Genomic DNA, 25,526 nt, shown 5'->3' with positions numbered 1-25,526 from the left:
CGTGCCTACGCGGTCAGGTGTCCGCAGTCGTTCCACGCCTCGATCGCGGGCTCGCCGTAGGCCCAGCCGAGCACCGACAGCGAGGTCGGGTTGAGGCGGACGCGGGCCGCGAAGTCGAGGGGCAGGCCGAGCCAGCGGGCGCCGATCGAGCGCAGGATGTGGCCGTGCGCGAAGACCAGCACGTCGCGGTCCTCGGCGCGGGCCCAGGCGACGACCTCGTCCGCGCGCGCGGTGACCTGCTCCAGGCTCTCGCCCCCGGGGACGCCGTCGCGCCAGATGAACCAGCCCGGACGGATCGCCTGTATCTCGGCCGGGGTCATGCCCTCGTAGGTGCCGTAGTCCCACTCCATGAGGGTGTCCCAGGTGGTCGCGCGCTCGCCGAAGCCGGCCAGTTCGCAGGTCTCACGCGCGCGTGCCAGGGGGCTGGTGCGCACCTCGACCCCGGCGAGCCCGTCGAAGGGAGCCCGTTGCAGTCGTTCGCCGAGCACCTTGGCGCCGCGTCGGCCCTCCTCAAGGAGCGGGACGTCGGTCCTGCCGGTGTGCTTGCCGGACAGCGACCACTCGGTCTGTCCGTGCCGGGCCAGCAGGATGCGCGGTGCCATGAAGAGGGGCCTTTCCGGTTCGCGGGAGGAATGGGTCACTCCATCATCGCGCACCCCGCCACCGGGCAACCCGTCGGGCGATCTCTGCGTCTTTGACAACCAGGAGTGCCCTCCCTGAGGTCCAGGGGTGCCTCCTTACGTCTTTCACATACACCGTAAAATCGGGTGTGGTCGCGCATGGTCGCCAGCAGACTGTTGAGACGGTCGCGTCACCACACCGTAAACCGCTGGTCATACGCGCGACGCGCGCGGGATCACACAAGCAGATGGGGGAGGGCGATCGGATGCCGCAGACCGATGCACGGCGAACCGAGGCGGCACCGCACGCCCGGCTCCGCCGGTGGACCGAGCTGCGCGCCTCCGTCGCACTGCACACCCGGCTGCGCTGGTGGACCGAGCTGCCGCTGATCGTGCTGGTGTACGCGTCGTACTCGGCGGGCCGGCTGCTCGCCCGCGGCAACACCGACAGCGCCGTCGACCACGGCCTGGAGATCCTGCGCGTCGAGAAGGCGCTGCACCTCAACGCCGAGCACCCGCTGAACCGGTTGTTCACCCGCGAGGCCTGGCTCGGCGTCCCGGCCGACTTCTGGTACGCGTCACTGCACTACCTGGTGACGCCCACGATCCTGATCTGGCTCTTCCGCTCCCGGGCCGTGCGCTACCGCGCGGCCCGCACCTGGCTGATGACGTCCACGGTGATCGGCCTGATCGGCTTCACCCTGCTGCCGACCTGCCCGCCCCGGCTGCTCTCGGCCGGCCACGGCTTCGTCGACACGATGGCCCAGTACAGCTCGTACGGCTGGTGGGGCGGCGAGGCGAGCGCGCCGCGCGGCCTCGGCGGCATGACCAACCAGTACGCGGCGATGCCCAGCCTGCACGTGGGCTGGTCGCTGTGGTGCGGAGTGATGCTGTGGCGGTACGGCCGCACGCCCGTCGTCCGGCTCGCGGGCATCGCGTATCCGCTGCTCACCACGATCGTCGTGATGGGCACGGCCAACCACTACTTCCTCGACGCGGTGGCGGGCGCCGCCGTGATGGGCATCGGACTGCTGCTGACCCCGTTCGTGAGGCGGCTCGCCAACCGGGTGCAGACACTGCTGAGTGCCCGTCTCCCGTGGGGCGCGGGCGCCTCGCAGGGCGCACGTTCCTCAATTGTCAGTGGCGGATGCCAGACTTCCACGGGTGAACGAATTCCCCGACAGCGCGAGTCCCCCATCGGGCCCGGAGCCGAGCCGGGTGCCTCTCCCAAGGACGCGGGGGAAGGCGCTGCGGCAGCTGCTCGCTGAGCTGCGCGGTCCGGCCGTGCCGCCCAAGGCGCTCGACGCGCGTGCCCTCGCGGCGCTCGCCGCGAACCCCGGATGCGAGCGGCGCGCCCTGCTGGACGGCGCGGGCGTGGACAAGGCGAAGCTGGCGGACGCGCTGGGCTCGCCGTCCGCCTTCGGCCAGTCCCAGTTCGCCTTCATGCGGGGCAACGCGTTCGAGGCGCGGGTCAAGGCCGACGGGGGCGCGGAGCTGCTGCGGCTGGTGCACGAGAAGCTGGACCCGGGCGCCGAGCCGCCCGCGGCCGGTGTCGTCCCCGACCTGAGCGCGGTCGGTCCCGAGGGCCGCACGGCCCGTACGGCCCTCGCCCTGCGCGAGGCCACCGCGGCCGGCGTCTGGACCCTGCTCGACCACCCCATGCTCGCCCTCGACGTCGCGGGCTCCCCCGCCTTCCTGGAGCCGGACGCCGTCGTGGTGCACCCCGACGGCGGCTGGACGGTCGTGGAGATCAAGTCCTTCCCGATGCTGGACGGCTCGGCGGACCCGGCGAAGGTGGGCGCCGCCGCCCGCCAGTCCGCGGTGTACGTCCTCGCCCTGGAGGAGGTCGCCGCGCGTCTCGCCCAGGACGGCGCCCAGGCCCCCGAGGTCCGCCACCGTGTCCTGCTGGTCTGCCCCAAGGACTTCTCCAACCTCCCCACCGCGTCCGCCGTGGACATCCGCAAGCAGCGCGCGGTCACCCGCCGCCAGCTGGCCCGCCTCACCCGCGTCGAGGACATCGCGGACGCCCTCCCCGAGGGCGCCTGCTTCGCCCCGGACCTCCCGGCCGCCGATCTGACGACGGCCGTCGAGTCCGTCCCCGCGGCCTACGCCCCCGAGTGTCTGGCCGCCTGCGAGCTCGCCTTCCACTGCCGCGACCGCTCCCGTGCCGAGGGTGTGGTGACGGCCCTGGGGCGTTCGCTCCGCTCCGAGCTGGGCGGGCTGACGACGATCGGGGAGGTGCTGGCGGCGGCCCACGGCGTGGCCGGGGACCCGGAGGACCCGGCGGTGGCCGCCCTGCGCAGGGCGGCCGCGCTGCGGGCGGAGGCCCTGCGAGGGCGCGCGACGCACCCCGCCGGCCAGGAGGAACTCGGCAGCGAAGACCTTCCGGAGGTGGCCCCTTGTCGCTGATCGCCACCCTCGCCCGGCTGGAGGCCGTCGAGAGCGGACACGCCCAGCCCGTGGCCACCGTGCGGCACCGGCATCTCACCGAGCGGCCCCTCGTCCTCGTGCCGCTCACCACCGCCGGTGAGGCCGGGGCCCCGCTCGGGGCGCTGGTCGGTACGGACCGGGACGCGCCCCGGCTGCTGGTCGTGCCCCAGCCCCGGGACCGCGACCTGCGGTTCGCGTTCCTCGCCGAGCTGGCCGATGCCGTGCTGCCCTACCTGGACTCGTACGCGGACGTCGTCGAGGCCGCCGAGCGGAGCGAGACCGATCCGGAGACCGGCAAGCGGGTCAAGGTCGAGGTCGAACTGTGCGCGGACGCCCCGCAGCTGATCGTGCCGAGCCGCGCGGGCGTGGAGTTCGTACGGCTCCTCGGTCGCTCCATGCGGTTTCGGCGCACCGCGGAGCAGGAACCGGAAGCACCTCATCCGGCGCCGCCCCGGGTGCCGTTGCTCGGCCGGTGGCTGACGCACTTCGGAGAGCGGGCCCGGGTGCCCGGCTCCGCCCTGCTGCTCGCCCTCACCGACGTACTGTCCCGGCACTGGGCCACCGGCCAGAGCAGCCTGGAGGACCAGCACCTGGGGGCGCTGCTCGCCTGGATCGACCCGGCGGAGGGCGTATCGGGCGCGGCGGCCGCGCTGCGGGCCGAGTTGCGACGGGACGCCAGGGGGCAGCTGGTCTGCCCGCCCGCCGGACCCGCCACCGACCCCGCCTTCGACAACAAGCTGCTCGCTCCCGCCATCGAGCGCTACGACCGCGCGCGGACCGCCCTCGCCGCCGCCCAGGACGGCCTGGAGGCGGACGACCGGCTCGGTGAACTCACCACCGCCGAGCGGGAGATCCACGCCCTCGTCGAGCAGGTCACCCGGCCCACCTGGGACGCGGTGTGGCACGGCCTCGACCTGTTGCGGGCGCTGCCCGAGGGCACCCACGCGGCCGACCGGTGGACCCGCGACCGCTGGTCGTTCACCGGCCACCGCGACCGGGTCACCGCGGGCGAGCCCCCGCAGCCGCGCCGCGACGACGCGGTCACCGCGGCGAACAAGCTGGCCACGCGCGAGCGCGAACAGGCCCGCCTGGACGCGCAGGAAGCCCTCGACGATCCGCTCGTGATGGCCGGGCGGCGGCTGGTGGGCGAGGCCTTCGCGGGCGAGGTCACGGACGTGGTCATGACGTACAGCGAGAGCAAGCGGCCCAGCCCCCGCCCGCTGGTGACCGTGCGCACGGAGGACCGGCCCTATCTCGGGGAGCGTGCGAAGGTGTTCCGGTCGCTGGGCGGGAAGCCGCAGGCGGCCGAGTTCGTCGGGTACGAGGGACCGGTGGAGGGCGACGGTCTGGTGGTCCTGCGGATCGTCGACAAGATGGGGCGCGGCAAGGAACCCGACGCCGGGTCCGTGCCGGAGAAGGGGGACCTCGTCTGCTTCACGCTCTTCGAGCACGAACAGCGGGGCGGCGCGAAGCTGCCCGACCCGGAGGAGACCCCGTGGACGCACGGCGGACCGCCGGGCGACCCCGACGCCGTACCACGGCCGGACCCGGTGACGGAGGAGGACGTCCTGTGACCACCGTCTTCGATCCCGGGGCCGCGGCCGGCCGCGCCACCGACGCGATCCTGCACGACACCCTGCACGGCACCCACCGCGGCGTCGTGGTCGACTCGCCCCCGGGGGCCGGGAAATCTACCCTCGTCGTCCGCGCGGCACTCGAACTGGCCTCGGCCGGGCGCCCGTTGATGGTCATCGCGCAGACCAACGCCCAGGTCGACGACCTGGTGCTCAGGCTCGCCGAGAAGAACGCGGACCTGCCCGTCGGACGGCTGCACAGCAGCGATCCGGACCCGTACGACAAGGCGCTGGACGAGCTGGCGAACGTACGCAAGTCCACGAAGGCCCGTGATCTGGCCGGACTGGACGTGGTGATTTCCACCGCCGCCAAGTGGGCCCACGTCAAAGAGGTCGAGCCCTGGCGGCACGCCATCGTCGACGAGGCGTACCAGATGCGCTCCGACGCGCTGCTGGCCGTGGCGGGGCTCTTCGAGCGGGCGCTGTTCGTGGGCGATCCCGGGCAGTTGGACCCCTTCGCGATCGTCGGCTCCGAGCAGTGGGCGGGCCTGTCGTACGACCCCTCGGCGTCCGCCGTGACCACCCTCCTGGCCCACAACCCCGAGCTGCCGCAGCACCGTCTCCCGGTTTCGTGGCGGCTGCCGGCGTCGGCGGCGCCGCTCGTCTCGGACGCGTTCTACCCGTACACGCCGTTCCGCAGCGGCACGGACCACGGCGACCGGCGGCTGGCCTTCGGCGTGGCGTCGGACGGTTCGGGACCCGACCGGGTCATCGACGAGGCGGCGGAGGCGGGTTGGGGCCTGCTGGAGCTGCCCGCCCGGCACACGCCGCGTACGGACCCCGAGGCGGTGCGGGCGGTGGCCCGGGTCGTACGACGGCTGCTGGACCGGGGCGGTGCGGCTGTCTCGGAGCGGGCGGACGAACCGGTGCCGCTGACCGCCGACCGGATCGCCGTCGGTACGGCGCACCGGGACCAGGCGGCGTCCGTGCGGGCGGCGCTCGCGGACCTCGGGGTCGCGGATGTCACCGTCGATACCGCGAATCGGCTCCAGGGACGGGAATTCGATGTGACGGTGGTGCTGCATCCGCTGTCGGGGCGGCCGGACGCGACCGCGTTCCACCTGGAGACGGGGCGGCTGTGCGTCCTCGCCTCCCGGCATCGGCACGCGTGCATCGTGGTCTGCCGGGCAGGGGTGACAGAACTGCTGGACGACCATCCGTCGACGGAGCCGGTGCAACTGGGAGTCACGGTGAAGTTCCCGGACGGGTGGGAGGCCAATCACGCGGTGCTGTCGCATCTGGCGGAGCACCGGGTGGTGTGGCGGCCGTAGCTCGCCCCCTCGCGCGCCCCCCGTATGGGCGCTCGGGCCCACTTGCGCGGGCGGGGGACAATGGACGGTGGTCCGCCCACGGAGCGGGCCCCTGACCCGTATGAGGAGGAGAAGACATGGCGGAGCCCACGCCGCGTCGGAACGAACCGCGGCTACGCCCCGCGCCCCTGCTCTTCGAGCCCGCGGAGGCGGCCGGTGACCCGGAGCACTTCTTCGATCTCGAATCGATCGACGACCCGGGGGCGCTGCTGGCGCGGGCCACGGAGCTGACGCTCGCGTTTCGGGCCGCGGCCGATCGGGCGCTGGAGTTCCAGGCGATCGCCGCGGCGCAGCTTGCCGATCCGCGGCGGTTCGACCGGCTTACGCCGGCTGCCGTTGCCGAGCGGGCCGAGTGGACCGAGGACTACGCGAAGAAGATGATCGAGTTCGGTCGTGATCTGCTCCGGGGAGCGGAGGGGGACGGGCGTGGCCTTGGGCACGGGGTCGGCGACCACGCCTGAGCCGGACGGTTCTCGCCCCCGCCGCCCCTACCCTCCCCCAAGCTCTCGGCTTCGCTCGAGCAGGGGGGACCCCCATCATCCCGTACCTGGGGGCTCCGCCCCCAGACCCCCGCCAGGGGCGCTGCGCCCCCTGGACCCCCGCATCGGCCTGAACGGCCTCGTCCTCAAACGCCGGACGGACTGAATGGCGCGGGGCCTGCGCCGAAGGCTTCTGGGGGCGCGGGGAACTTCGCGGTCCGCCCCCACCGGCCCGCAGACCAGCGAACCCGGGGCAGCGGGGAACTTCGCGGTCCGCCCCCGCTCGCCGAGACCGGCATATGCCAGCGGGGCAAGGTACTCCTACCCTCGCCGCGCTGTCCCGGTTTCTCGCAACTCTCGGGGAGCACGCGCTTACCGACGGTAGATCTCATCACCATGAGCAGCCCACGGAACCCGGCAGGCGCCACCCCGCACGGCCCTCACAGCTCCGTCGCCCCGTTGCCCGACCGGTTCGACGCGTCCGGCGTCACGCCGGACGGCGCCGCCTGGCTCGCCTCGGCAGGAACGTATCCGCGCAGCACCCTCGCCCTCTGGGACGAACGGCCCGCCGCCCCGATCGTGCTGCCCTGCGGCACCGCCTTCGACATCGTCAACACGCCCGCGATCTTCGGCCGCCGGATGCTCGACCAGCTGTGGGAGGAGGGGCCGGGCTCGGGCCCCGTGGCGGCGTACCGCGGACGGATGCTGCTGTTCAGCGCGCCGGGCACCGCACAGCGGCTCCCGTCGCTCCTGGAGTGGGAGGAGTGGGGGGTCCCCGGCGGCTCCCGTGGTTCCCGTGGTTCCGGCGGCTGCGGTGGCTCGGGGCGGGGAGATGCCGTTCCGCCGCTGCTCTGTCACGGCCCCGGAGACGCGGTGACCGTCCCCGCGCTCCGCCCCGTCACCCGCCTCGAATCCCGTTGGCTGGTGGCCCCCGACACCCGGCATCCATGGCTGCCCGGCCCCGAGATCCTGCTCTGGGCGACCGCCCGGGCGGCCCATGGGCCCGCCTCCGCCGCGGTGCGGATATCGATTTTTCCTCCCGCCGATCAGGATGCTAAGGTCTACGACGTCAGCAGGCGCCGCTAGCTCAGTTGGTTAGAGCAGCTGACTCTTAATCAGCGGGTCCGGGGTTCGAGTCCCTGGCGGCGCACGCTAGCGATGGCGGGTATGTACGCGGAAAACGCGTAGATACCCGCCGTCGTCATTTCCGCGCGGTGGCACCGTGAAGGCTCAGCCCGTCGTGATCTTCACCGTCCACTCCCCCGAAGGCGTCCGGTCCTCCACCTCGACATGGACTTTCTCGCCGGGGACCGTGAACGTCTCCCCGAGTTCGACCGGCGCGTCCGCGAGGGGCGGGTAGACCGACTCGCCGAAGCAGGACTCGGAGTGCGGGTGCCCGTCGACGACCTCGATGGGGCCGCCGCCGGACTCGGCGTCGCTGCGGACGCGGTAGACGAGGATGCCTTGCGTGCAGGTGGTGCCGTCGTTGCCCGCCGAGCCGCGCGCCTCGAAGGCGAGCGCGCTGTCGGGACCCGTACGGACGACCGCCAGCTTGGTACCACCACCGGCACCGAAGGCCTGCCTATCCGAGCCGAGGCCCTGCCGACCCTGCCCGTCCGAACCGAAGGCCTGCCCGTCCGAACCGAAGGCCTGCGCATTCGACACACCCGGCACATCCGACTTATCCGATGCGCCCAACGCACTCGACACACCCGACACACCCGACACACCCAACCCGCCCGAGTCAGAAATACCCGCCTCGGCGGCCCCCGCCGGCCCCACCCCCAGCGGCTCCAACGTCAACCGTGTACTCCCGCGCCCCCGCACACACCTCACCTGGCGCGGTTCCAGCCAGCCCAGTTTCCACTTGTGCCAGCCGAACAGGTCCGGCGCGAGGCCGAACTGACTGCCCATGAGGTCCCAGTCGCCGACGTACGTGTCCCAGTCGCCCTTGCCGTCGGAGGGGCGGTGGTAGAGGTCGGGCAGGTCGAAGACATGACCCGTCTCGTGGGCGAGGACGAGGCGGTCGGGCGGATGCTTCTCGAAGACCGTGACGACCCGGCCGATGTCCTTGCCGTCGGCCCGCACCGGGGTGTCGAGGTTGACGACCTTCGTCGCGTCGGAGTCCACGCCCGGCGCGTCCGGGTCGGCGACGAAGTAGACGACGTCGTAGCGCGAGAAGTCGACCCGCCGGTCGGCCGCGGTGATCGCGTCGCGCAGATAGGCGCCGCGCCGCGCGGCGTTCCAGTCGCGCCGTATGGCGTACGAGGTGGAGGCGTGCGGCATCCGGATCCAGTCACGCTGGGCATGCGGGTGCAGCGTGAACCTGCCGTAGGAGGCCCGCTCGAAGAAGCGACTGGTGGCCGGGAAGTGGTCGGCGGTCAGTTCGGCGGGCGTGGTGCGCGGGTGGGAGTCCGGGAAGGACAGGAAGACGAGAACCGCGTCGAGGGGGCGGGTGGGGCGCGGATAGGCGGTGTTCCAGGTGTCGAGGCCCTCCGAGTGGTGGGCCTCGGTCCGCCGCAGGGCGCAGGGGGAGAAGAGGGGTTCCGCGAGTGCGGGGCCGGTGACGAGGGAGGTCGCGGCCATCGCCGCCATCGAGGTGAAGGCGGCCGCGGTGCTGCGCCAACGCGGCGCGCCCGGACGAAGGAGAAGCCGTAGGACCTCACAGGTCCGACCCTGCCGGGCCTCCCGGGCGAGACTCCTCAGGGCGCGCTGACGCGGCACGTCGACCTCCGGATGCGGATTTCGGGACACCGCACCCAGCTTGGGTGATCTTGTAGTACTTCGTCCTGTTTGTCTGCACCAGAAGAGTGAGAGACCTTGAGTTGCCGAAACCCCGAACGACACCCCGAGCACTCACGGAACGTCACGCGTGATCGCCGGGTGAAGGAACCGGTCCAGATGCAGGCAGAAACGATCTGTCAGAACGGGTGGTTGTTCCGGGACACTGGACTGTGGCTGGAAGGCCCCGAGACCAGCCTCTATGATCGGCACACTTTCCTGCACGGACACGGCTTGTTCGGCCGTCCAGCACCGGCCGACCACCCCGAGAGACCCATACGAAGAACGAGTGCACTGCGGGAGCGAGCGGTGAGCGGAACGTCCGAAGGGCCGACGCCCGCGGCAGACCTCGTCCGGCCGGCCGTCACAGAGCGTCACATTGACACATCTCGGCGTACGTCACCTCGTACGTCTCGTACCTCTCGTACGTCCGCCGGGTTGCCTCCCGGCGCATCCGTCTCGCCCGGTTCGCCGACTGGCGCGTCCGTCTCGTCCGGTTCACCGGTCGGCGCGTCCGTCTCGTCCGGTTCACCGGTCGGTGCGTCCGTCTCGTCCGGCTTGTCGGGCTCGTCCGGTTCCTCGGCAGGCGTATCCGGGTCCGGCTCCGCGTTTTCTCCTTCCGGCGTGTATGCCGCGGTGGAAGCGGTTTCCGACACGCCCGGGTCCGCCCTCGACCTCGACCTCGGCCTCGACCCGGCCGGCGGGGCATCCGTCCGTACCTCGCTTGCCGTCTTCGCCGCCGCGCCGCTCCCGATGGCCGTCGTCGATCGCGAAGGTCTGGTCGTCACCGCCAACGAGTCACTGGGCGCACTGCTCGGCACCGGGTCCGGCGCGCTCGTGGGACGGATCGCCGCCGATCTGGTGGACCTGGCCTCGGACGCCCGCACCTGGCACGCGTACCGCGAGGTGCTGCGCGGCCGGCAGGCCCGGCTGCGCTGCACGCGCCGCCTCAAGCACCCCGACGGGCACTCGCTCTGGGTCCAGGTGGCCGTCACGCCGCTGCCCCCGGAGGAGCAGGCGGTGCTGCTGTCCCTCACGGACATCAGCGCACGCCGTGAACTCCAGGCCCGGCTGCGGCACTTGCAGATGCACGACCCGTTGACCCGGCTGCCCAACCGCACCCTGTTCTTCGAGCGACTCTCGTCAGCTCTGGAGGTGGAGGCGTACGAGGAGGGCGGCACCGGCCGGATCGGGCTCTGCTATCTGGACCTGGACGGGTTCAAGGCGGTCAACGACACGCTCGGGCACCGGGTGGGCGACCGGCTGCTCGCGGCCGTCGCCGAACGGCTGACGCGCTGTGCCGACGAGGCGGGTTACGCCCGGGCGGTCACTCCCCTGGTGGCCAGGCTGGGCGGTGACGAGTTCGCACTGCTGGTCGAGGACTCGACGGGCACGGAGCAGGTGGCCGACCTCGCCGAGTCCGTGCTGAAGTCGCTCCAGGCACCCTTCGACCTCTCCGGCCAGCGGCTGTCCGTCTCCGCGTCGATCGGGGTGGTCGAGCGGCGTGCCGCCGGGACGACCGCGACCGGTCTGATGCAGGCCGCGGACACGACGCTGTACTGGGCAAAGGCGGACGGCAAGGGCCGCTGGACGCTCTTCGACCCGGAGCGCAACGCGCACCGCATGACCCGCCAGGCGCTCTCCTCCACTCTCCGCGCGGCCGTCGAACGGAACGAGTTCGCCCTGGAGTACCAGCCCTTGGTGGGTATGGAGGACGGCGGGGTGCGGGGTGTCGAGGCGCTTGTCCGATGGAACCATCCACAGTTCGGCACACTGACGCCGAATCGGTTCATCGGATTGGCCGAGGAAGACGGTTCGATCGTGCAACTCGGCCGTTGGGTGCTGGCCACCGCCTGCCGCCAGGCCCGCCGCTGGCAGCTGGACCACCCGGCCGCGGCGCCGATCTTCGTCAGCGTCAACGTCGCCGTACGACAGGTGTGGGACTCCGACCTGGTCGCGGACGTGGCGGAGATCCTCGCGGAGACGGGTCTGGCCCCGCATCTTCTGCAGCTGGAGCTGACGGAGTCGGCGGTGATGGGTTCGGCGGGGCGGCCTCTGCAGGCCCTTCAGGCCCTCAGCGACATGGGCGTCCGTATCGCCATCGACGACTTCGGCACCGGCTACTCCAACCTCGCCTACCTCAGCCGTCTCCCGGTCTCCGTCCTGAAGCTGGACGGTTCCTTCGTCCGCGGATTCCAGTACGAGGAGCGCGACGGGACCGGCGCCCAGCGCAACGCCGCCGACGAGGTCATCGTCGAGGCGCTCATCCAACTCGCCCACCGCCTCGGCCTGACGGTCACCGCCGAGTGCGTGGAAACCGCCTCCCAGGCCACCCGCCTGCGCGGTATCGGCTGCGACACCGGGCAGGGCTGGCTGTACTCCCGCCCGGTGGCGCCGGATCGTATCTCCGCACTGCTGACGACGAACTCCTGATCGTCCGTCTCCCGGCAGTCCAGCTCTTTGCCGTCCGCCTCTTTGCCGTCCACCTCTTTGCCGTCCACCTCTTTGCCGTCCGCCCCTTGGCCGTCGGCGAGGTTCTGAGGTTCTGAGGTTCTATGGGGCCTTCGGCAGTCCGTAGGCGTCCGCGATCAGTTCGTAGGAACGCAGGCGTACGTCGCCGCTATGGGCGTTGCCCGTGAGCATCAGCTCGTCGGCGCCCGTGCGCTTCTGGAGGTCGTCGAGGCCGGCGCGGACCTCGTCCGCGGTGCCGTGGATGACGTTGGCGTTCCAGGAGGAGACGAACTCCTCTTCCATGGGCGAGAAGGCGTACGTCTCCGCCTCCTCCGGGGTCGGGACCAGGCCGGGGCGGCCGGTGCGCAGCCGGACCATGTTCAGGGCGGCGGCCAGGACCTGGCGGCGGGCCTCCTTCTCGTCCTCCGTGGCGAGGGCGGAGACGCCGATGAGGGCGTACGGGGCGTCCAGCACGGCGCTCGGCCGGAAGGACTCGCGGTAGAGGTCCAGTGCCGGGATGGTGTTCTGGGCCGAGAAGTGGTGCGCGAAGGCGAAGGGCAGACCGAGGACGCCGGCCAGGCGGGCGCTGAAGCCGGAGGAGCCCAGCAGCCAGATCGGGGGGCGGTGCGGGGACTGGACGCCGCCGGGGGAGGTGGACTGGATGGGGCCCGGGACCGCGTGGATGCGGGCGTAGGGGTGGCCGTCCGGGAAGTCGTCGTCCAGGAAGCGGGTCAGCTCCGCGAGCTGCTCGGGGAAGTCGTCGGCGCCCTCGTGGAGTCGTTCGGTGCGGCGGAGGGCGGCGGCCGTGGCGCCGTCCGTGCCGGGGGCTCGGCCCAGGCCCAGGTCCACTCGGCCCGGGGCCATGGCTTCGAGCGTGCCGAACTGCTCCGCGATCACCAGGGGGGCGTGGTTCGGGAGCATGACGCCGCCCGAACCCAGGCGGATGCGGGTCGTGTGGGCGGCGAGGTGGGCGAGGATCACCGCGGGTGAGGAGGAGGCCACGCCCGGCATGGAGTGGTGTTCGGCGACCCAGTAGCGGTGGTAGCCACGGGACTCTGCGAGGCGGGATATGGCGACGCTGGTCTGCAGGGCGGCGGTGGCGGTGCGGCCTGCGCCCACGGTGACCAGGTCCAGTACGGAGAGGGGTACGGGCGCGGTGCCCTGCGCGGTGCCTCGGATCTCGTCCGTGTCGTCCACCGGGGTGCCTCCTGTTGCGTACGCGGTGCGTTTGTCGTCTCCCCAACAGGAGACAGTCCCCGCTTATTCCCGGCCGGTGCATCGTGAGTGCCGCCGTTTTCCTCGCCCCCGCCGCCCCTACCCGTCCCACCCCTGGGGGCTGCCGCCCCCAGACCCCCGCATCGGCCTGAACGGCCTCGTCCTCAAACGCCGGACGGGCTGAAAGATCGCGGGCCGGGGGTGGGTGGGTGAGCGGGGGGTGGGTGGGGTGCGGCCTTCGGCCTCGGGCTCACACGCCGGACCGGCTGAAGGAGCGCGGGCCGGGGGCAGGTGCGTGACCGGGGGTGGGTGGGGTGCGGCCTTCGGCCTCGGGCTCAAACGCCGGACCGGCTGAAGGAGCGCGGGCCGGGGGCAGGTGCGTGAGCGGGGCGGGTGGGATGTGGCCTTCGGCCTCGGGCTCACACGCCGGACCGGCTGAAGGATCGCTGGCCGGGGGTGGGTTGGTGCGGTGCGCGGCCTTCGGCCTTGTGTTCAAGCGCCGGACCGGCTGAGGGGCGCGGGCCGAGGGCGGGTGGGTGAGCGGGGTGGGTGGGGTGGTGCGCTTGTGCTTCGGACCAGGCCCGCGTCTTTCAGGGGCGCGGGGGACTGCGCGGGCAACCCCCGGCCACCCGCAGACGAAAGGCCGTCTGACGGGGGCGTGGGGTGAAGCCCTGTCTCAGGGGTGGGGGAAGGGTTATGCCTGGATGATCGGCTCCTTGGTGAAGAGGGTGCCGAGGGCGGGGGCGTTCACCTTGCGGTCGGCCAGGCGGAGGGCCTCCCAGACCGTGACCTGGTTGGCGGTGAGGACCGGCTTGGAGAGTTCCTTCTCCAGGGCGGGCAGATACGCCGCCGTGTGGAGGGCCGTGTCGGGGAGGAGGACGGCGTCCGCGTCGGGGTGGTCGCCGGCCCGGGCGAGCGCCAGCGCCTCCATCTCACCCCAGTTCCCGTTCTCCACCGCCGTGACGATCCCGGAGGCGTGGACCGACACCACCTCCACACCCGCCTCCCCGAGGAAGTCCGCGAACAGATCCGCCACGTCCTGCGGATACGTCGCCGCGATCGCCACCCTGCGCGCCCCGAGCTCCCGTACGGCGTGCGCGAAGGCGAAGGCGGTGGAGGAGGCGGGCAGCCCGGCCGTCCGGGCCAGCGCGCGCACCTGCTCGTGGGCGCCCTGCCAGCCGTACACGAAGCTGCCGCTGGCGCTCGCCCAGACCACCGCCTCGGCGCCGGACAGCCGCAGCTCTTCGACGCCCGCCGCCAGCCGTTCCGCCGAGCCCATCTCGCGCAGCGCGTCCACCCGGTGCGTGTCCTCGCCGAGGTCCGTGTGGACCAGCTGTAGGCGGATGTCGCTGCCGAGGAGCTGCTCCATCCGTGGGTAGTCGTCCTCCGCCGAGTGGCCCGGGTAGAGGAATCCGAGTGCGGTCATGCCCAACCTTCCTGTTGTTCCGGCGGTACCGGCCCCCTCGGGCGGCCTGATCGATCAGCCGCTGACAGGGGCCCGCCACCCGGGTACCCAGACGACGCGGGCACGCCCACACTTTCCCGTACCCGTGAGCCGAAGGGGGCGACCACGCCGACCCCGCGCCGCGGGCGCGGCCCGCCGAGCAAGGAGGCCTCCATGGCGGCACCGGCCTCACGAAGGGGGACGAAGGGGCAACGGACCGTGCGTGCGTCCGTGTTGGCCCTGTGCTCCCGAAGCTACGACGAAGTGACAAGTAGCTCTCTGTAGCTGGTCTCGGGCTTTGTTGTGCTGGTTTCAGATGTTCTCGCCTCCTGTCTGATGTTCCCGCGTCGCCTTGGTCGTATTGCCTGCGGTCGAGAGGGGTTGGGCGTGCGTCAGGAGTGGGAGCCGGAGGACCTGATTGAGGTCTGGACCGTTGCTGGAGGAGGACCAGGAGAGGCTGCGGAACAAGTCAGGGGCGAACCGGCTGGGGTTCGCGTTGCTGCTGAAGTTCTTCGAGGTGGAGGCGCGTTTCCCGGAGGATGTCTCGGAGGTGCCGGTCGCCGCGGTGGCGTATGTGGCCCAGCAGGTGAAGGTGGCGGAGGAGGAGTGGGGGGCTTACGACTGGGCGGGGCGGGCGATCAAGCAGCACCGGGTGGAGGTCCGGGCCGCGTTCGGGTTCCGCGAGTGCACTGTGGAGGACCGGGGGCAGCTGGCGGAGTGGCTGGCGGCCGAGCTGTGCCTGGCGGAGTTGAGCCGGGACCGGCTGGCGGAGGCGGTGGTCGCGCGCTGCCGCAACGACCGGCTGGAGCCGCCGACGCCGGGCCAGGTGGGGCGGCTGGTCGCCTCGGCGGTGAACACCTTCGAGGAGCGGTTCTGCGGGAGAACGGTGGAGCGGCTGTCGGCGGCGAGCCGGTCGAGGCTGGATGACCTGGTGGCGGAGGACGACGACGGTGAGGGCAGTGTCGGCGGGGGCCGGACGTTCTTCACCGAGCTGAAGGCGGACCCCGGCGCTTTGGGCCTGGACAGTCTGCTGACGGAGGTGAAACAAGCTCCAGCGGGTTCGTCAGTTGGAGCTGCCGCCGGAGCTTTTCACAGAGTTCTCGGAGAAGCTGGTGTCCGCGTGGCGGGCGCGGGCGGCCAAGGAATACCCGTCGGACCTCGTGGCCGCGCCCGCGCCGGCGAGGTACACGTCGCCGGCGGCGCTCTGCCATGTGCGGGAGACCGAGATCACGGACTCGCTGGTGGACCTGTTCATCCAGCTGGTGCAGAAGATCAACACGCGGGCGGAGAAGAAGGTCGAGGGCGAGTTCGTCAAGGAGCTGAAGAAGGTCCGCGGCAAGGAGGCGATGATGCTGCGGGTCGCGGAGGCGGCGCCGGCCGAGCCGTCGGGCACGGTCCGCAAGGTGATCTACCCGGTGGTCGGCGGGGAGAGAACGCTCAAGGCGCTGGAGCTGGCCCGCGAGGTGCTGCTCGCCCGGGACCCGGCCACGCCCGTAGCCGTCCGTCAGATGCGAGCGGCGGCCTTGCGCAGGGCGTAGGCGGCGGCGCCGGCTGCGATGGCGCATCGCCACATGCGGGCGTGCGCTGGTAGCTCCGGAATTCGGTGCTGTGCGCGGGCTGTCTTTTGCGCGCTCGGCCGTGCGGGTGGTGTTCTTGCCGGACTCCTTGCCACCCGCCTGCAGGGGGGTTCACCGTGGCAACGCAGCAGGCCGTTCACTCATGTGCCAAGAGTTGTGGTAGAGAGCCCGCACCGGCCGGCGGGCTGCGGGTGTGAGCGCCGACATGGTTCTGCCATCGGGCGGTCGTGACGGCCTGACGTGCCAAAAACGAGTCGGTGCTCCCTCGGGTGGGCACCGGCCCCACATCAATGTGGCCTTCGCCCGCCCATGCGGGGCTGCTTCACGGACTACAGCGGACTTGCGCGGTGATCTGGGGCCCAGCCTTTCGATCTCGCGCGTGCCCGCGGTCCCATGGCATCGCAGCCAGGAGGCTTCACCATGCCCATCTCCCCCGACCGTGGATCCACCAGCGGCGGCACCCATGTCACCGTCACCGGTACGAATCTCGCCGGGACCACCGCGGTGAAATTCGGTGCCCGACCGGCGACCGGCGTCACCCAGGTCTCGCCGACCCAGGTCACCGCGATCTCCCCGTCCGGCACTGGCACAGTGGAAGTGACCTTGACTACCTCGGCCGGAGTCAGCGGCCCGGTCTCGTTCTTCTACGTCGACCCACCGTACCTGTGCTCCTTGAGCGTGGCCTCCGGACCGCTGGCCGGCGGTAACACCATCACCGTCCACGGCACCGATCTCTCCACCGCCACGAGCGTGCGGTTCGGTACCAATGCCGCCGTCCCGACCGTTGTCTCCGATCGCCAACTCAGTGTTACCGTGCCGACGGGGGCTGCAGCAGCCGCGGCCGCGGTGAGCGTCATCACGGCGGGCGGCACCAGCAACAGCGTGACCTACACCTATGTAGGCGTGCCCGCCGCCACCACCCTCACCCCCACCTCCGGCACCGCCTCCGGCGGAACCTCCTTCACCCTCACGGGCACGAATCTGGCGGGCGCCGCCGTCACCTTCAACGCCGTCCCGGCCACCGCGATCACCGTGAACCCCGCAGGAACCTCCCTCACCGGAACCACCCCGCCCGGCACCGCCGGCGCCGCCACCGTCCAAGTCACCACCCCGGGCGGCACCACAACAGTCCCGGGCGGATACACCTATGTAGGCGTGCCCGCCGCCACCACCCTCACCCCCACCTCCGGCACCGCCTCCGGCGGAACCTCCTTCACCCTCACGGGCACGAATCTGGCGGGCGCCGCCGTCACCTTCAACGCCGTCCCGGCCACCGCGATCACCGTGAACCCCGCAGGAACCTCCCTCACCGGAACCACCCCGCCCGGCACTCCCGGCGCCGCCACCGTCCAAGTCACCACCCCGGGCGGCACCACAACAGTCCCGGGCGGATACACCTACATCCTGCGACGCGCCTATGTCACCAACGCTTTCTCGAACACGGTGTCGGTGATCAGCACGGCCACCAACGCCGTGCTCGCCAGCATCAATGTCGGTACCAACCCGAGCGGCATGGCGGTCACCCCCAGTAGCATCCGCGCCTACGTCGCCAACTCCGGGGCGAGCACAGTGACCGTGATCAACACAACCACCAACACCTCCACCGGAACCCCCATCACCGTCGGCACCAATCCCCGCGGTGTGGCGATCACCCCGGACGGCACCCGCGCCTACGTCACCAACAACGGGGCGACCACGATGTCGGTCATCGACACGGCCACCAACACCGTTCTGACAACCATCACCGTCGGTACCAACCCGTACGGTGTGGCGATCACCCCGGACGGCACCCGCGCCTACGTCACCAACTCCGGCACAACCACTGTGTCGGTGGTCAGCACAGCCACCAACACGGTCACCGGCACCATCACCGTCGGCACCAGCCCACGTGGTGTGGCCATCACCCCGGACGGCACCCGCGCCTACGTCACCAACAACGGCTCAGGCACCGTCTCAGTGATCAACACCACCACCAACACGGTCACCGGCACCCCCATCACCGTCGGCACCAACCCGTTCGGTGTGGCCATCACCCCGGACGGCACCCGCGCCTACGTCACCAACAACGGCTCAGGCACCGTCTCAGTGATCAACACCACCACCAACACGGTCACCGGCTCCCCCATCACCGTCGGACTCACCCCGTTCGGTGTGGGCATCACCCCGGACGGCACCCGCGCCTACGTCGCCAACCAAGGCGCCAACACTGTGTCGGTGATCGACACGGCCACCAACACCGCCAGCGCCATCACCGCCGGCACCGGGCCCTTTGGCGTGGCGATCGCCTGACCTCCATGACGCAACGCGTGAGGGCCGGGGGTGGGGGCGCGATCAGGTTGCCGCGCGCCCGCGTTGTGCCCCTCTCCGCCCCTCCCGCGTCGTACACCGCGGCGGTTGAGCGGTACCTCACCGGTGCGGGCATCGCGAAGTCCTCCGCGCGGATCTACCGGATCTCGCTGACGACGTGGGGGTGGATGCTCGCCGGCGAACCGGCGCCGACCGGGCCCGCCCGCCGGGGCGCGAAGCCGCCCGTCTTCCCCATCGCCGCGATCGATGACCCGGTCCTGCCGGAGGTACTGGCCGAGCCGGCGGCGGCGCGGGCGGACGAGATGGACGCCGACACCGTCAACCGGGAGTTGTCCATCGCGCGCAAGGCGATCGGCTGGTGGCAGCGCCAGGGCTGGATCGAATGCGATCCGACGATCGGGATCGAGCGGCGGCCGGCGCCACCGGACCGCACCAAGGCCCTGGCGGAGAACCAGATCGCCGCCCTGTGGCGCCTGGACGTCGGACTCCGAGAGAAGACGCAGTGGAAGATGCTCTACGAGTCCGCCGCACGGACCGATGAGGTGCTGTGCCTGAACGTGGAAGACCTGTACCCGGCGGACAAGCGCGGCAGGATCACCGCCAAGGGCGGGGCGACCGAGTGGATTCACTGGCAGTCCGGCACCGCCCAACTGCTGCCCCGCCTGATCGCCCGCCGAACCCGCGGCCCGCTGTTCCTCACCGGCCGCAAGGCCTCGGCCGGAACACCCACGCTCGACGTGTGCCCGGAGACCGGCCGGGCCCGGCTCTCCTACCGCCGGGCCGAGGAGATCTTCGAGGAGAACACCCGGCTGCTCGCCAACCCGCTCGCCACAGCCGAGGACATCGAGGACCTGGACGGCTTCACGCCGCACCGGCTGCGGCACTCCGCGCTCACCCACGACGCGGAGGGCGGTACCTCCACCCCGATGCTGCTGGCCCGCTCCCGCCACGCCTCGGTCCGCTCACTGGAGCGGTACGCCCGCCCCGGCGTCGACGCTGTCGCCCGGCACGTCGCGGCCCAGGACCCGGCCGCCCGCCGCCACTGAACAGCACTCAGCATCCGTCGCGAGACAAAAAGTTACAGAGAGCCACTTGTCACTTCGTCGTAGCTTCGGGAGCACAGGGCCGTGTTGACGAAGGTAGGTTCGGGTGCGAGCGTGGTCAATCCGCGCATCTCAGACGGCTCCGGCCACCCCCGACATCCTCACACCCTCAGATCACCCTCAGATCACCCTCAGAGCAGCTTCAGAACAGCTTCAGGGCGCCCTCAGAGTCATTCACAGTTCGTCACGGTTCGTCCTCTCAGGAAAGCGGACTCGCATTGCGAAACGGTTTCCCTCGAACGCCGCGCCCGGTGTCCGCGACCACCCTCCTCGTCCTGGACGCCGAGCCCCTCCCCCGCCTCGGCAAACTCACCGGCCGGGTGCGGATCGAGCACGCCGACGAGTCGACGCTGGCCGAGCGGCTGCCGCGCGCGGACGTGCTGCTGGTCTGGGACTTCGCCTCGCACGCGGTGCGCCGCGTCTGGCCCGGCGAGGGCCCCCGGCCGCGCTGGGTGCACACGGCGAGCGCGGGCGTCGACCATCTGATGTGCCCCGAACTCGCCGCGTCCGACACGGTGGTGACCAACGCGCGCGGCATCTTCGACCGGCCGATCGCCGAGTACGTCGCGGCGCTGGTCCTCGCGATGGCCAAGGACCTGCCGCGGACATGGGACCTGCAGCGGCAGCGCAAGTGGCGGCACCGGGAGTCGCAGCGGGTGGCGGGCACGCGCGCGTGCGTGGTCGGCTCCGGGCCGATCGGGCGGACGATCGTCAAGACGCTCAAGGCACTTGAGGTGACGACGGCCCTGGTGGGGCGCATCCCGCGCACCGGGATCCACGGCCCCGAGGAGCTCGACCGGCTGATGGCGCGCGCCGACTGGGTGATCTCGGCGGCGCCGCTCACCGAGGCCACGTACGGCATGTTCGACGCGCGGCGCTTCGGGATGATGCAGCCCTCGGCGCGCTTCATCAACGTCGGCCGGGGGCAGCTGGTCGTCGAGGACGCGCTCGCCGAGGCGCTGTCGAAGCGGTGGATCGCGGGCGCGGCCCTCGATGTCTTCGCGCACGAGCCGCTCGGTCCGGACAGCCCGCTGTGGGGGGTCCCCGGGCTGATCGTGTCGCCGCACATGAGCGGGGACACAGTGGGCTGGCGGGACGAGCTCGGGGCGCAGTTCGTGGAGATGTACGAGACCTGGGCGGCGGGCAGACCGCTGCCGAACGTGGTCGACAAGAAGCGCGGATACGTACCGGGACAGTCAACTTGACCCGGCCCTGAAGGACCGGGCTTGGAGGTAGTGCCCAGCTGGCTGCTGGGGTGGACTCCTCCGTCCAGCACCCCTATGGGGTGGCAGGGACGCGTGACTCACGCCCCGCGTTCCACACGCTCCCGCCACGGGCGGCGATGTTGTGGGAAGCATTCCGGTCGGCGTGGGCAACGACCCCGCACCCCCGGCAGATGAAAAGCCCCTGGTCGACACGGTTTCATGCTGAAGACTCCCTCTGGAGGGGCCCATGCCGGAACTCGTCGAGCTGACCGCGCTGCAACTCCTCGACGGCTACCGCAAGGGCGAATTCAGCCCGGTGGACGCCACGCGGGCGGCGCTGCGGAGGGCCGAGGAGATCCAGCCGGCCGTGAACGCGTTCGTACGCCTTGACGCGGACGCGGCCCTCGCGCGGGCGGCTCGGGCGGCGGACCGCTGGCGGCGGGGCGAGCCCGTGGGGCTGCTGGACGGCGTTCCGGTCTCCGTCAAGGACATCCTGCTGTTGCGCGGCGGCCCGACCCTGCGCGGCTCCAGGACCGTTGACCCGCAGGGGAGTTGGGACGAGGACGCGCCGTCCGTCGCCCGGCTGCGCGAGCACGGGGCGGTGTTCCTCGGCAAGACGACGACCCCGGAGTTCGGCTGGAAAGGGGTCACGGACGGTCCGCTGTCGGGGGTGACCCGCAATCCCTACGACGTCTCACGCACGGCGGGCGGCTCCAGCGGCGGCAGCGCGGCGGCCGTCGCGCTCGGTGCGGGGCCGCTGGCGCTGGGCACGGACGGCGGCGGCAGCATCCGTATCCCGGCCGCGTTCTGCGGGACCTTCGGGCTGAAGCCGACGTACGGGAGGGTGCCGCTGTATCCCGCAAGCGCGTTCGGGACGCTCTCGCACGTGGGGCCGATGACGCGGGACGCGGCCGACGCCGCGCTGATGATGGACGTGATCAGCGGGCCGGACGCGCGGGACTGGTCGGCGCTCGGGCCGATGACCGGCTCCTCCGTGGACGCGCTGGAGGGCGGGGTGCGCGGGCTGCGGGTCGCGTACTCGCCCTCGATCCGGAGCACGAGAGGACCCGAGAATTCCTCAGCGCGGTCCTGTGACTACAAGCAGTGAACGCAACAAGGTGGGAGGTCCGGCACGGGGGGGCATGCCCCCTGAGCCATGACCTCGGCATATGTCAGCGTGCCGCGCTCCTGCTGAGCGAACCGGAGCACGCCCACAATCTCGGCAACAGCCCCTCCCCACCGACCGTTTGACAGTTATCGTGGACAAGCTCAGCTGTCCGGATCGATGGCCCAAAAAGCGCAGGGGGAAACCGTGGCGCTGATGAACGAGCCGACCGCGCCGTACCACTCGGCCCAGGACGCCCTGCGCGTCCTGGAAATGGTGTCCCGGAACTCCACCGGCGTCACCGACGTCGAGCTGGCCCGCCGGACCGGCCTCGGCGCGGAGCGGCGGACCGCGCTGCTGCGGATGCTGCGCCGGGAGGGGTACGTCGAGCAGGTCACCGACGGCGCATACGTCGCCGGGGCCGCCCTCGGCCGGCTGGGCTCCGCCCACGGCCGCGACCAGGCGTTGCGCGAGAAACTCCAGCAGACCATCGACCGGCTGCGCGACTCGGTCGGCGCCGCGATCTACCTCAGCCGCTACATCGACGGCGAGGTGCATGTCACCCAGTGCGCCGAGGGCCCGGCGACCCCCGCGGTCAACGAATGGGTGGACTTCCGTTCCTCGGCGCACGCCAGCGCCGTCGGCAAGAGCCTGCTCGGACAGCTCGACCTGAACGCCCGCCGCGACCACCTCTCCCGTCACAAGATGGCCCGCCTCACCTCGCGGACCATCACCAGCGAGCGGCTGCTGCTGTCCCGGCTCGACGCCCAGCCGGCCACGGTGCCGGTGCTCGATCTCCAGGAGTACGCGATCGGCACGGTCTGCGCGGCCGTCCCCATCACCGCCGGTTCCTCCGTCGGCTGCCTCGCCCTCTCCCTCCCGGTCGAGCACGCCCACCGACTGCGCCGGGCCGCCGACACGCTCAACCGCGAGGCCGCCCCGGTCCTGCTCTCGCTCGCCATCTAGGCCACACCCAGGCCGCCATCCAGGTGGTCCGGAGCACCCGTCCGGACCAGGTAGTATTTCTTTTGTCGCCGAACGCGAGAGCGGGAGGCGGGAGTCATGCGCCGCTAGCTCAGTTGGTTAGAGCAGCTGACTCTTAATCAGCGGGTCCGGGGTTCGAGTCCCTGGCGGCGCACATGAGAAGGCCCTTCACCATGGTGGGGGGCCTTCAGCAGTTCCCCCTCCAGTAGTTCTCAGCGCCTCGGTGAGGCCCCGGATCGTCGGGGTGGTGTACAGCAGTCGCATCTGGAGCGGGGGCAGGCCGCGTTTCCGCAGGGCGGTGCCGACACGGATCGCGTGGAGGGAGTTCCCGCCGAGCTCGAAGAAGTTGTCGTCGAGGCCGACGGGGACACCGAGGATCTCCTCCCAGACTCCGGTGAGGGCCGTCACCAGGTCTCCGGTGGACGAGGGCGCGGGCGCGGGTGCGGGTGCGGGCGCGGGCGCGGGTGCCGAAACGGGCGTCGGTCCGGGCCTCGCGGGACCCGGCGCGGGCAGCTGGTCGCGGTCCAGCTTGCCGTTCGCGGTGAGCGGCAGCTCGGCTACGGCGGTGACGGTCGTCGGCAGCATGTGGTCGGGCAGCAACCGGGCGGCCCGGCTACGTACGGCGCCGGTGTCCGTGACCGTCACCACATACGCGTCGATCCGTAACCCCGCCGCGTCCTCGAAGGCATCTCCGCTCAGCACCACCGCCGCCGCCGTGACCACCGGGTCCTCCAGCAGCACCGCCCGGATCTCGTCCAGCTCGATCCGGAACCCGCGCACCTTCACCTGGGTGTCGATCCGGCCCAGATGCTCCAGCGCCCCGTCCGCGCGCAACCGCCCCAGATCGCCGCTGCGGTAGCAGCGCCGCCCGTCGTACGGATCGCGCACGAACCGCTCGGCCGTCAGCTCCGGCCGCCCCAGATACCCGAGCGCGAGCCCGGCCCCGCCCACCCAGATCTCCCCCACCGCGCCCGCAGGCAGCACCCGCCCCCGCTCGTCGCGCACCGACACCGACCAGCCGGGCAGCGGGTGGCCCACCGAACGGGAGGCGGCCAGGGCCGCGCGCCGGGTGACCGTGGCCGCGGTGACGTGGACCGTGGTCTCCGTGATCCCGTACATGTTGACCAGCCGGCAGCGGTCCTCCGGGTAGCGGTCGAACCAGCCGAGCAGCGGCCGGGTGTCCAGCGCCTCCCCGCCGAGCACCACCAGTCGCACCGGCAGCCGTTCCTTCGTGTTCCGGTCCACCGCCCGCAGCTGGCCGAAGGCCGACGGGGTCTGGCTGAGCACGGTCACCGACTCGCGCACCAGCAGTGCGTGGAAGTCCTCCGGCGCACGAGCCACCCAGTGGTCCACGATCACCAGCCGGCCGCCGGTCAGCAGGGCGCCCCAGATCTCCCACACCGAGAAGTCGAAGGCGCAGGAGTGGAAGAACGTCCAGGTGTCGGCGGGGGTGAGGGCGAAGTCGTCACGGGTGGCCGCGAGGAGGGCGAGGACATTGACGTGCGGGACGACGACCCCCTTGGGGCGGCCGGTCGACCCTGAGGTGTGAATGACATAGGCGGGGTCCTGCGGGCTTCCGCCGCACTGCTGCCCGACGGGGCGCGCGGCACCCAGGTAGGGCGCGATGTCCCGGACGACCAGGCGTACGTCCGCCTCGCGCGCCGTGCGGTCGAGACGCTCCTCGGGGTGCGCCGGGTCCATCGGCACATAGGCCGCGCCCGCCTTCAGCACCGCCAGCATGGTCGCCACCAGGTCGGCGCCCCGCTCCAGACGGATCCCGACGCGGTCGCCGCGGCGAACCCCGGCGGCGCGCAGCCCGGCGGCCAGCCGCTCGGCACGCCCGCGCAGTTCGCCGTACGTCGTCGTGGTGCCGTCGTGTGTGAGGGCGGGGGCGTCGGGGTGGCGGTCGGCGCGGGCGTCGAAGGCGGTGTCGATGCGGGCTCGGGCGTCGAGAGCGGTGTCGAGAGCGGTGTCGACACGGGTGGGGGCGCCGGGCCGGGGTTTCCCGGCGGAGGGAGCGAGCAGGCGCTCGGCGTCCTCGCGCGGGAGCAGTTCGATCTCCGCGAGGGGGCGGTGTCCCCACTGGCCGTGCACATGGGTGAGGTGGCGGGCGAAGGCGCGGGCGGAGGCCTCGTCGATGTGCCGGAGCTGGTGGTGCAGCTCGACGGTGTCCCCGCACGGGACGAGCGTCAGCGGGAAGGGGGCAATCTGGCAGAGGAGCCGGTGGCTGAGGGCGGGGTCCGGGGGCCCCGTGCCGTCGAGGACCGTGGCGTAGGGAGGCAGCCCGTCCGCCGGGTCGCGGTGCTCGTAGCGGGCGAGGACCAGCGCCGCGGCGGCGGCGGCCCCGGCCGGTACCGGGAGGGTGACCACACCGGTGCGGTCACCGGCACGCTCGTCGCCGGTCGCCCAGCCGATACGGGGTCCGCCGCGCGGGCCTTTCGGGGGCGCGGCCGCGCCGAGCGGCACCGTGAGGCCGTCGGCCGGGCGGTGGCCGAGCAGGACGTGGGCGATGTCCCGGAGCGCGGCGGGGGCGAGTACGGCGTGGTGGGCGACCAGGACCAGCTGGGCGCCCTCGTTCCCGTCCCCGTCATCGTTCCCGTCCTCGTACCGCAGCAGGACCGCCCGGAACGCCGGGCCCGACGGGTCGAGGGGCCGGTGGAGTTCGGCCCGCAGCCGGTGCTCGGCGAACCGTGCGGGGACGGTGTCACACCACAACACCGGCCACCGGTCCGGGTGTTCGGGCCACCAGCCGCGTACGGCCGCGTCGAGGACGGATGCGGGATCGGCGGCGGTGGGAAGGCGGGCGGCGAGGGCGTGGCACGTCACGTGTGGGGCTCCAACTGTCGTGTGCGCGGGTGCCGTGGGATCAGTGGGATCAGTG

17 protein-coding genes, 2 tRNA genes and 2 pseudogenes are annotated in these 25,526 nt (G+C 71.9%); 16 read left to right on the top strand and 5 right to left on the bottom strand.

Translation table 11 applies throughout. The features are described 5' to 3' along the window. Positions 1-5: 5 nt before the first annotated feature. Complete coding sequence (locus RV986_RS33130) at positions 6-602, bottom strand: histidine phosphatase family protein (protein WP_475920884.1); 597 nt, start codon at positions 600-602, stop codon at positions 6-8. A gap of 284 nt (positions 603-886) precedes the next feature. On the opposite strand from RV986_RS33130, the gene RV986_RS33125 reads away from it, so the two are divergent. The 7 genes from RV986_RS33125 to RV986_RS33095 all read left to right on the top strand — a co-directional run bounded on the left by RV986_RS33125 (position 887) and on the right by RV986_RS33095 (position 7,623). Beyond that, positions 887-1,888, top strand: a complete 1,002-nt coding sequence (locus tag RV986_RS33125; RefSeq protein ID WP_475920883.1) for a phosphatase PAP2 family protein — start codon at positions 887-889, stop codon at positions 1,886-1,888. Then, positions 1,839-3,029, top strand: a complete 1,191-nt coding sequence (locus tag RV986_RS33120) for a hypothetical protein (protein ID WP_475920882.1) — start codon at positions 1,839-1,841, stop codon at positions 3,027-3,029. Before RV986_RS33125 ends, RV986_RS33120 begins: the two co-directional genes overlap by 50 nt. After that, positions 3,020-4,624, top strand: coding sequence for a hypothetical protein (locus tag RV986_RS33115; RefSeq protein WP_475920881.1), 1,605 nt, complete (start codon positions 3,020-3,022; stop codon positions 4,622-4,624). Before RV986_RS33120 ends, RV986_RS33115 begins: the two co-directional genes overlap by 10 nt. Further along, complete coding sequence (locus tag RV986_RS33110) at positions 4,621-5,955, top strand: AAA domain-containing protein (protein WP_475920880.1); 1,335 nt, start codon at positions 4,621-4,623, stop codon at positions 5,953-5,955. Before RV986_RS33115 ends, RV986_RS33110 begins: the two co-directional genes overlap by 4 nt. Before the next feature lie 116 nt (positions 5,956-6,071). Next, on the top strand, positions 6,072-6,455 hold the full coding sequence (locus RV986_RS33105) for a hypothetical protein (protein ID WP_475920879.1): 384 nt from the start codon (positions 6,072-6,074) through the stop codon (positions 6,453-6,455). 414 nt (positions 6,456-6,869) lie between these two features. After that, entirely contained in the window at positions 6,870-7,559 is a 690-nt protein-coding gene (locus RV986_RS33100) for a bifunctional DNA primase/polymerase (protein WP_475920878.1), read from the top strand. Beyond that, positions 7,550-7,623: transfer RNA gene (locus RV986_RS33095), tRNA-Lys, on the top strand. The genes RV986_RS33100 and RV986_RS33095 overlap by 10 nt, the downstream gene beginning before the upstream one ends. Before the next feature lie 80 nt (positions 7,624-7,703). Here RV986_RS33095 and RV986_RS33090 read toward each other — a convergent pair. After that, entirely contained in the window at positions 7,704-9,227 is a 1,524-nt protein-coding gene (locus RV986_RS33090) for a M6 family metalloprotease domain-containing protein (protein WP_475920877.1), read from the bottom strand. Between the two features lie 336 nt (positions 9,228-9,563). Here RV986_RS33090 and RV986_RS33085 point away from each other — a divergent pair, with 336 nt between their 5' ends. Then, positions 9,564-11,687, top strand: coding sequence for a putative bifunctional diguanylate cyclase/phosphodiesterase (locus RV986_RS33085; RefSeq protein WP_475920876.1), 2,124 nt, complete (start codon positions 9,564-9,566; stop codon positions 11,685-11,687). Positions 11,688-11,807: 120 nt separating this feature from the next. Here the strand turns inward: RV986_RS33085 and RV986_RS33080 are convergent, their stop codons facing one another. Continuing rightward, positions 11,808-12,902 (bottom strand): LLM class flavin-dependent oxidoreductase, encoded by a 1,095-nt coding sequence (locus RV986_RS33080; RefSeq protein ID WP_475920875.1) that lies wholly within the window; start codon positions 12,900-12,902, stop codon positions 11,808-11,810. 712 nt (positions 12,903-13,614) lie between these two features. Further along, entirely contained in the window at positions 13,615-14,346 is a 732-nt protein-coding gene (locus tag RV986_RS33075) for a maleate cis-trans isomerase family protein (RefSeq protein ID WP_475920874.1), read from the bottom strand. Positions 14,347-14,782: 436 nt separating this feature from the next. On the opposite strand from RV986_RS33075, the pseudogene RV986_RS33070 reads away from it, so the two are divergent. The 8 genes and pseudogenes from RV986_RS33070 to RV986_RS33035 form a co-directional block, all read left to right on the top strand. Beyond that, positions 14,783-15,154 (top strand): annotated as a pseudogene (locus tag RV986_RS33070) (DUF4158 domain-containing protein); the annotation flags it as partial. 322 nt (positions 15,155-15,476) lie between these two features. Then, positions 15,477-15,902 (top strand): hypothetical protein, encoded by a 426-nt coding sequence (locus RV986_RS33065; RefSeq protein WP_475924741.1) that lies wholly within the window; start codon positions 15,477-15,479, stop codon positions 15,900-15,902. Between the two features lie 459 nt (positions 15,903-16,361). Next, a complete protein-coding gene (locus tag RV986_RS33060; RefSeq protein WP_475920873.1) occupies positions 16,362-18,230 on the top strand; it encodes an IPT/TIG domain-containing protein in 1,869 nt (622 codons plus the stop codon). 5 nt (positions 18,231-18,235) lie between these two features. Next, entirely contained in the window at positions 18,236-19,294 is a 1,059-nt protein-coding gene (locus RV986_RS33055) for a tyrosine-type recombinase/integrase (protein WP_475920872.1), read from the top strand. A gap of 308 nt (positions 19,295-19,602) precedes the next feature. After that, on the top strand, positions 19,603-20,556 hold the full coding sequence (locus RV986_RS33050; RefSeq protein WP_475920871.1) for a D-2-hydroxyacid dehydrogenase: 954 nt from the start codon (positions 19,603-19,605) through the stop codon (positions 20,554-20,556). A gap of 247 nt (positions 20,557-20,803) precedes the next feature. Further along, positions 20,804-21,607, top strand: a pseudogene (locus RV986_RS33045) (amidase family protein); the annotation flags it as partial. A gap of 261 nt (positions 21,608-21,868) precedes the next feature. After that, positions 21,869-22,627: an IclR family transcriptional regulator gene (locus tag RV986_RS33040; RefSeq protein ID WP_475920870.1), complete on the top strand. Its 759-nt coding sequence runs from the start codon at positions 21,869-21,871 to the stop codon at positions 22,625-22,627. A gap of 98 nt (positions 22,628-22,725) precedes the next feature. After that, positions 22,726-22,799, top strand: a tRNA-Lys gene (locus RV986_RS33035). Positions 22,800-22,813: 14 nt separating this feature from the next. Here RV986_RS33035 and RV986_RS33030 read toward each other — a convergent pair. Next, positions 22,814-25,471, bottom strand: coding sequence for an amino acid adenylation domain-containing protein (locus tag RV986_RS33030; protein WP_475920869.1), 2,658 nt, complete (start codon positions 25,469-25,471; stop codon positions 22,814-22,816). Between the last annotated feature and the right edge of the window lie 55 nt (positions 25,472-25,526).

Source organism: Streptomyces sp. RLA012 (genome assembly GCF_056270325.1).
Note: the sequence above shows the minus strand (reverse complement) of the source record. Positions and strands in the feature narration are given on the sequence as shown.

Excerpts from the sequence above, each read along its gene's own strand:
- RV986_RS33130 (WP_475920884.1), bottom strand. The coding sequence starts at position 602 with ATGGCACCGCGCATCCTGCTGGCCCGGCACGGACAGACCGAGTGGTCG.
- RV986_RS33105 (WP_475920879.1), top strand. The coding sequence starts at position 6,072 with ATGGCGGAGCCCACGCCGCGTCGGAACGAACCGCGGCTACGCCCCGCG.
- RV986_RS33125 (WP_475920883.1), top strand. The coding sequence starts at position 887 with ATGCCGCAGACCGATGCACGGCGAACCGAGGCGGCACCGCACGCCCGG.
- RV986_RS33060 (WP_475920873.1), top strand. The coding sequence starts at position 16,362 with ATGCCCATCTCCCCCGACCGTGGATCCACCAGCGGCGGCACCCATGTC.
- RV986_RS33100 (WP_475920878.1), top strand. The coding sequence starts at position 6,870 with ATGAGCAGCCCACGGAACCCGGCAGGCGCCACCCCGCACGGCCCTCAC.
- RV986_RS33075 (WP_475920874.1), bottom strand. The coding sequence starts at position 14,346 with ATGACCGCACTCGGATTCCTCTACCCGGGCCACTCGGCGGAGGACGAC.
- RV986_RS33055 (WP_475920872.1), top strand. The coding sequence starts at position 18,236 with ATGACGCAACGCGTGAGGGCCGGGGGTGGGGGCGCGATCAGGTTGCCG.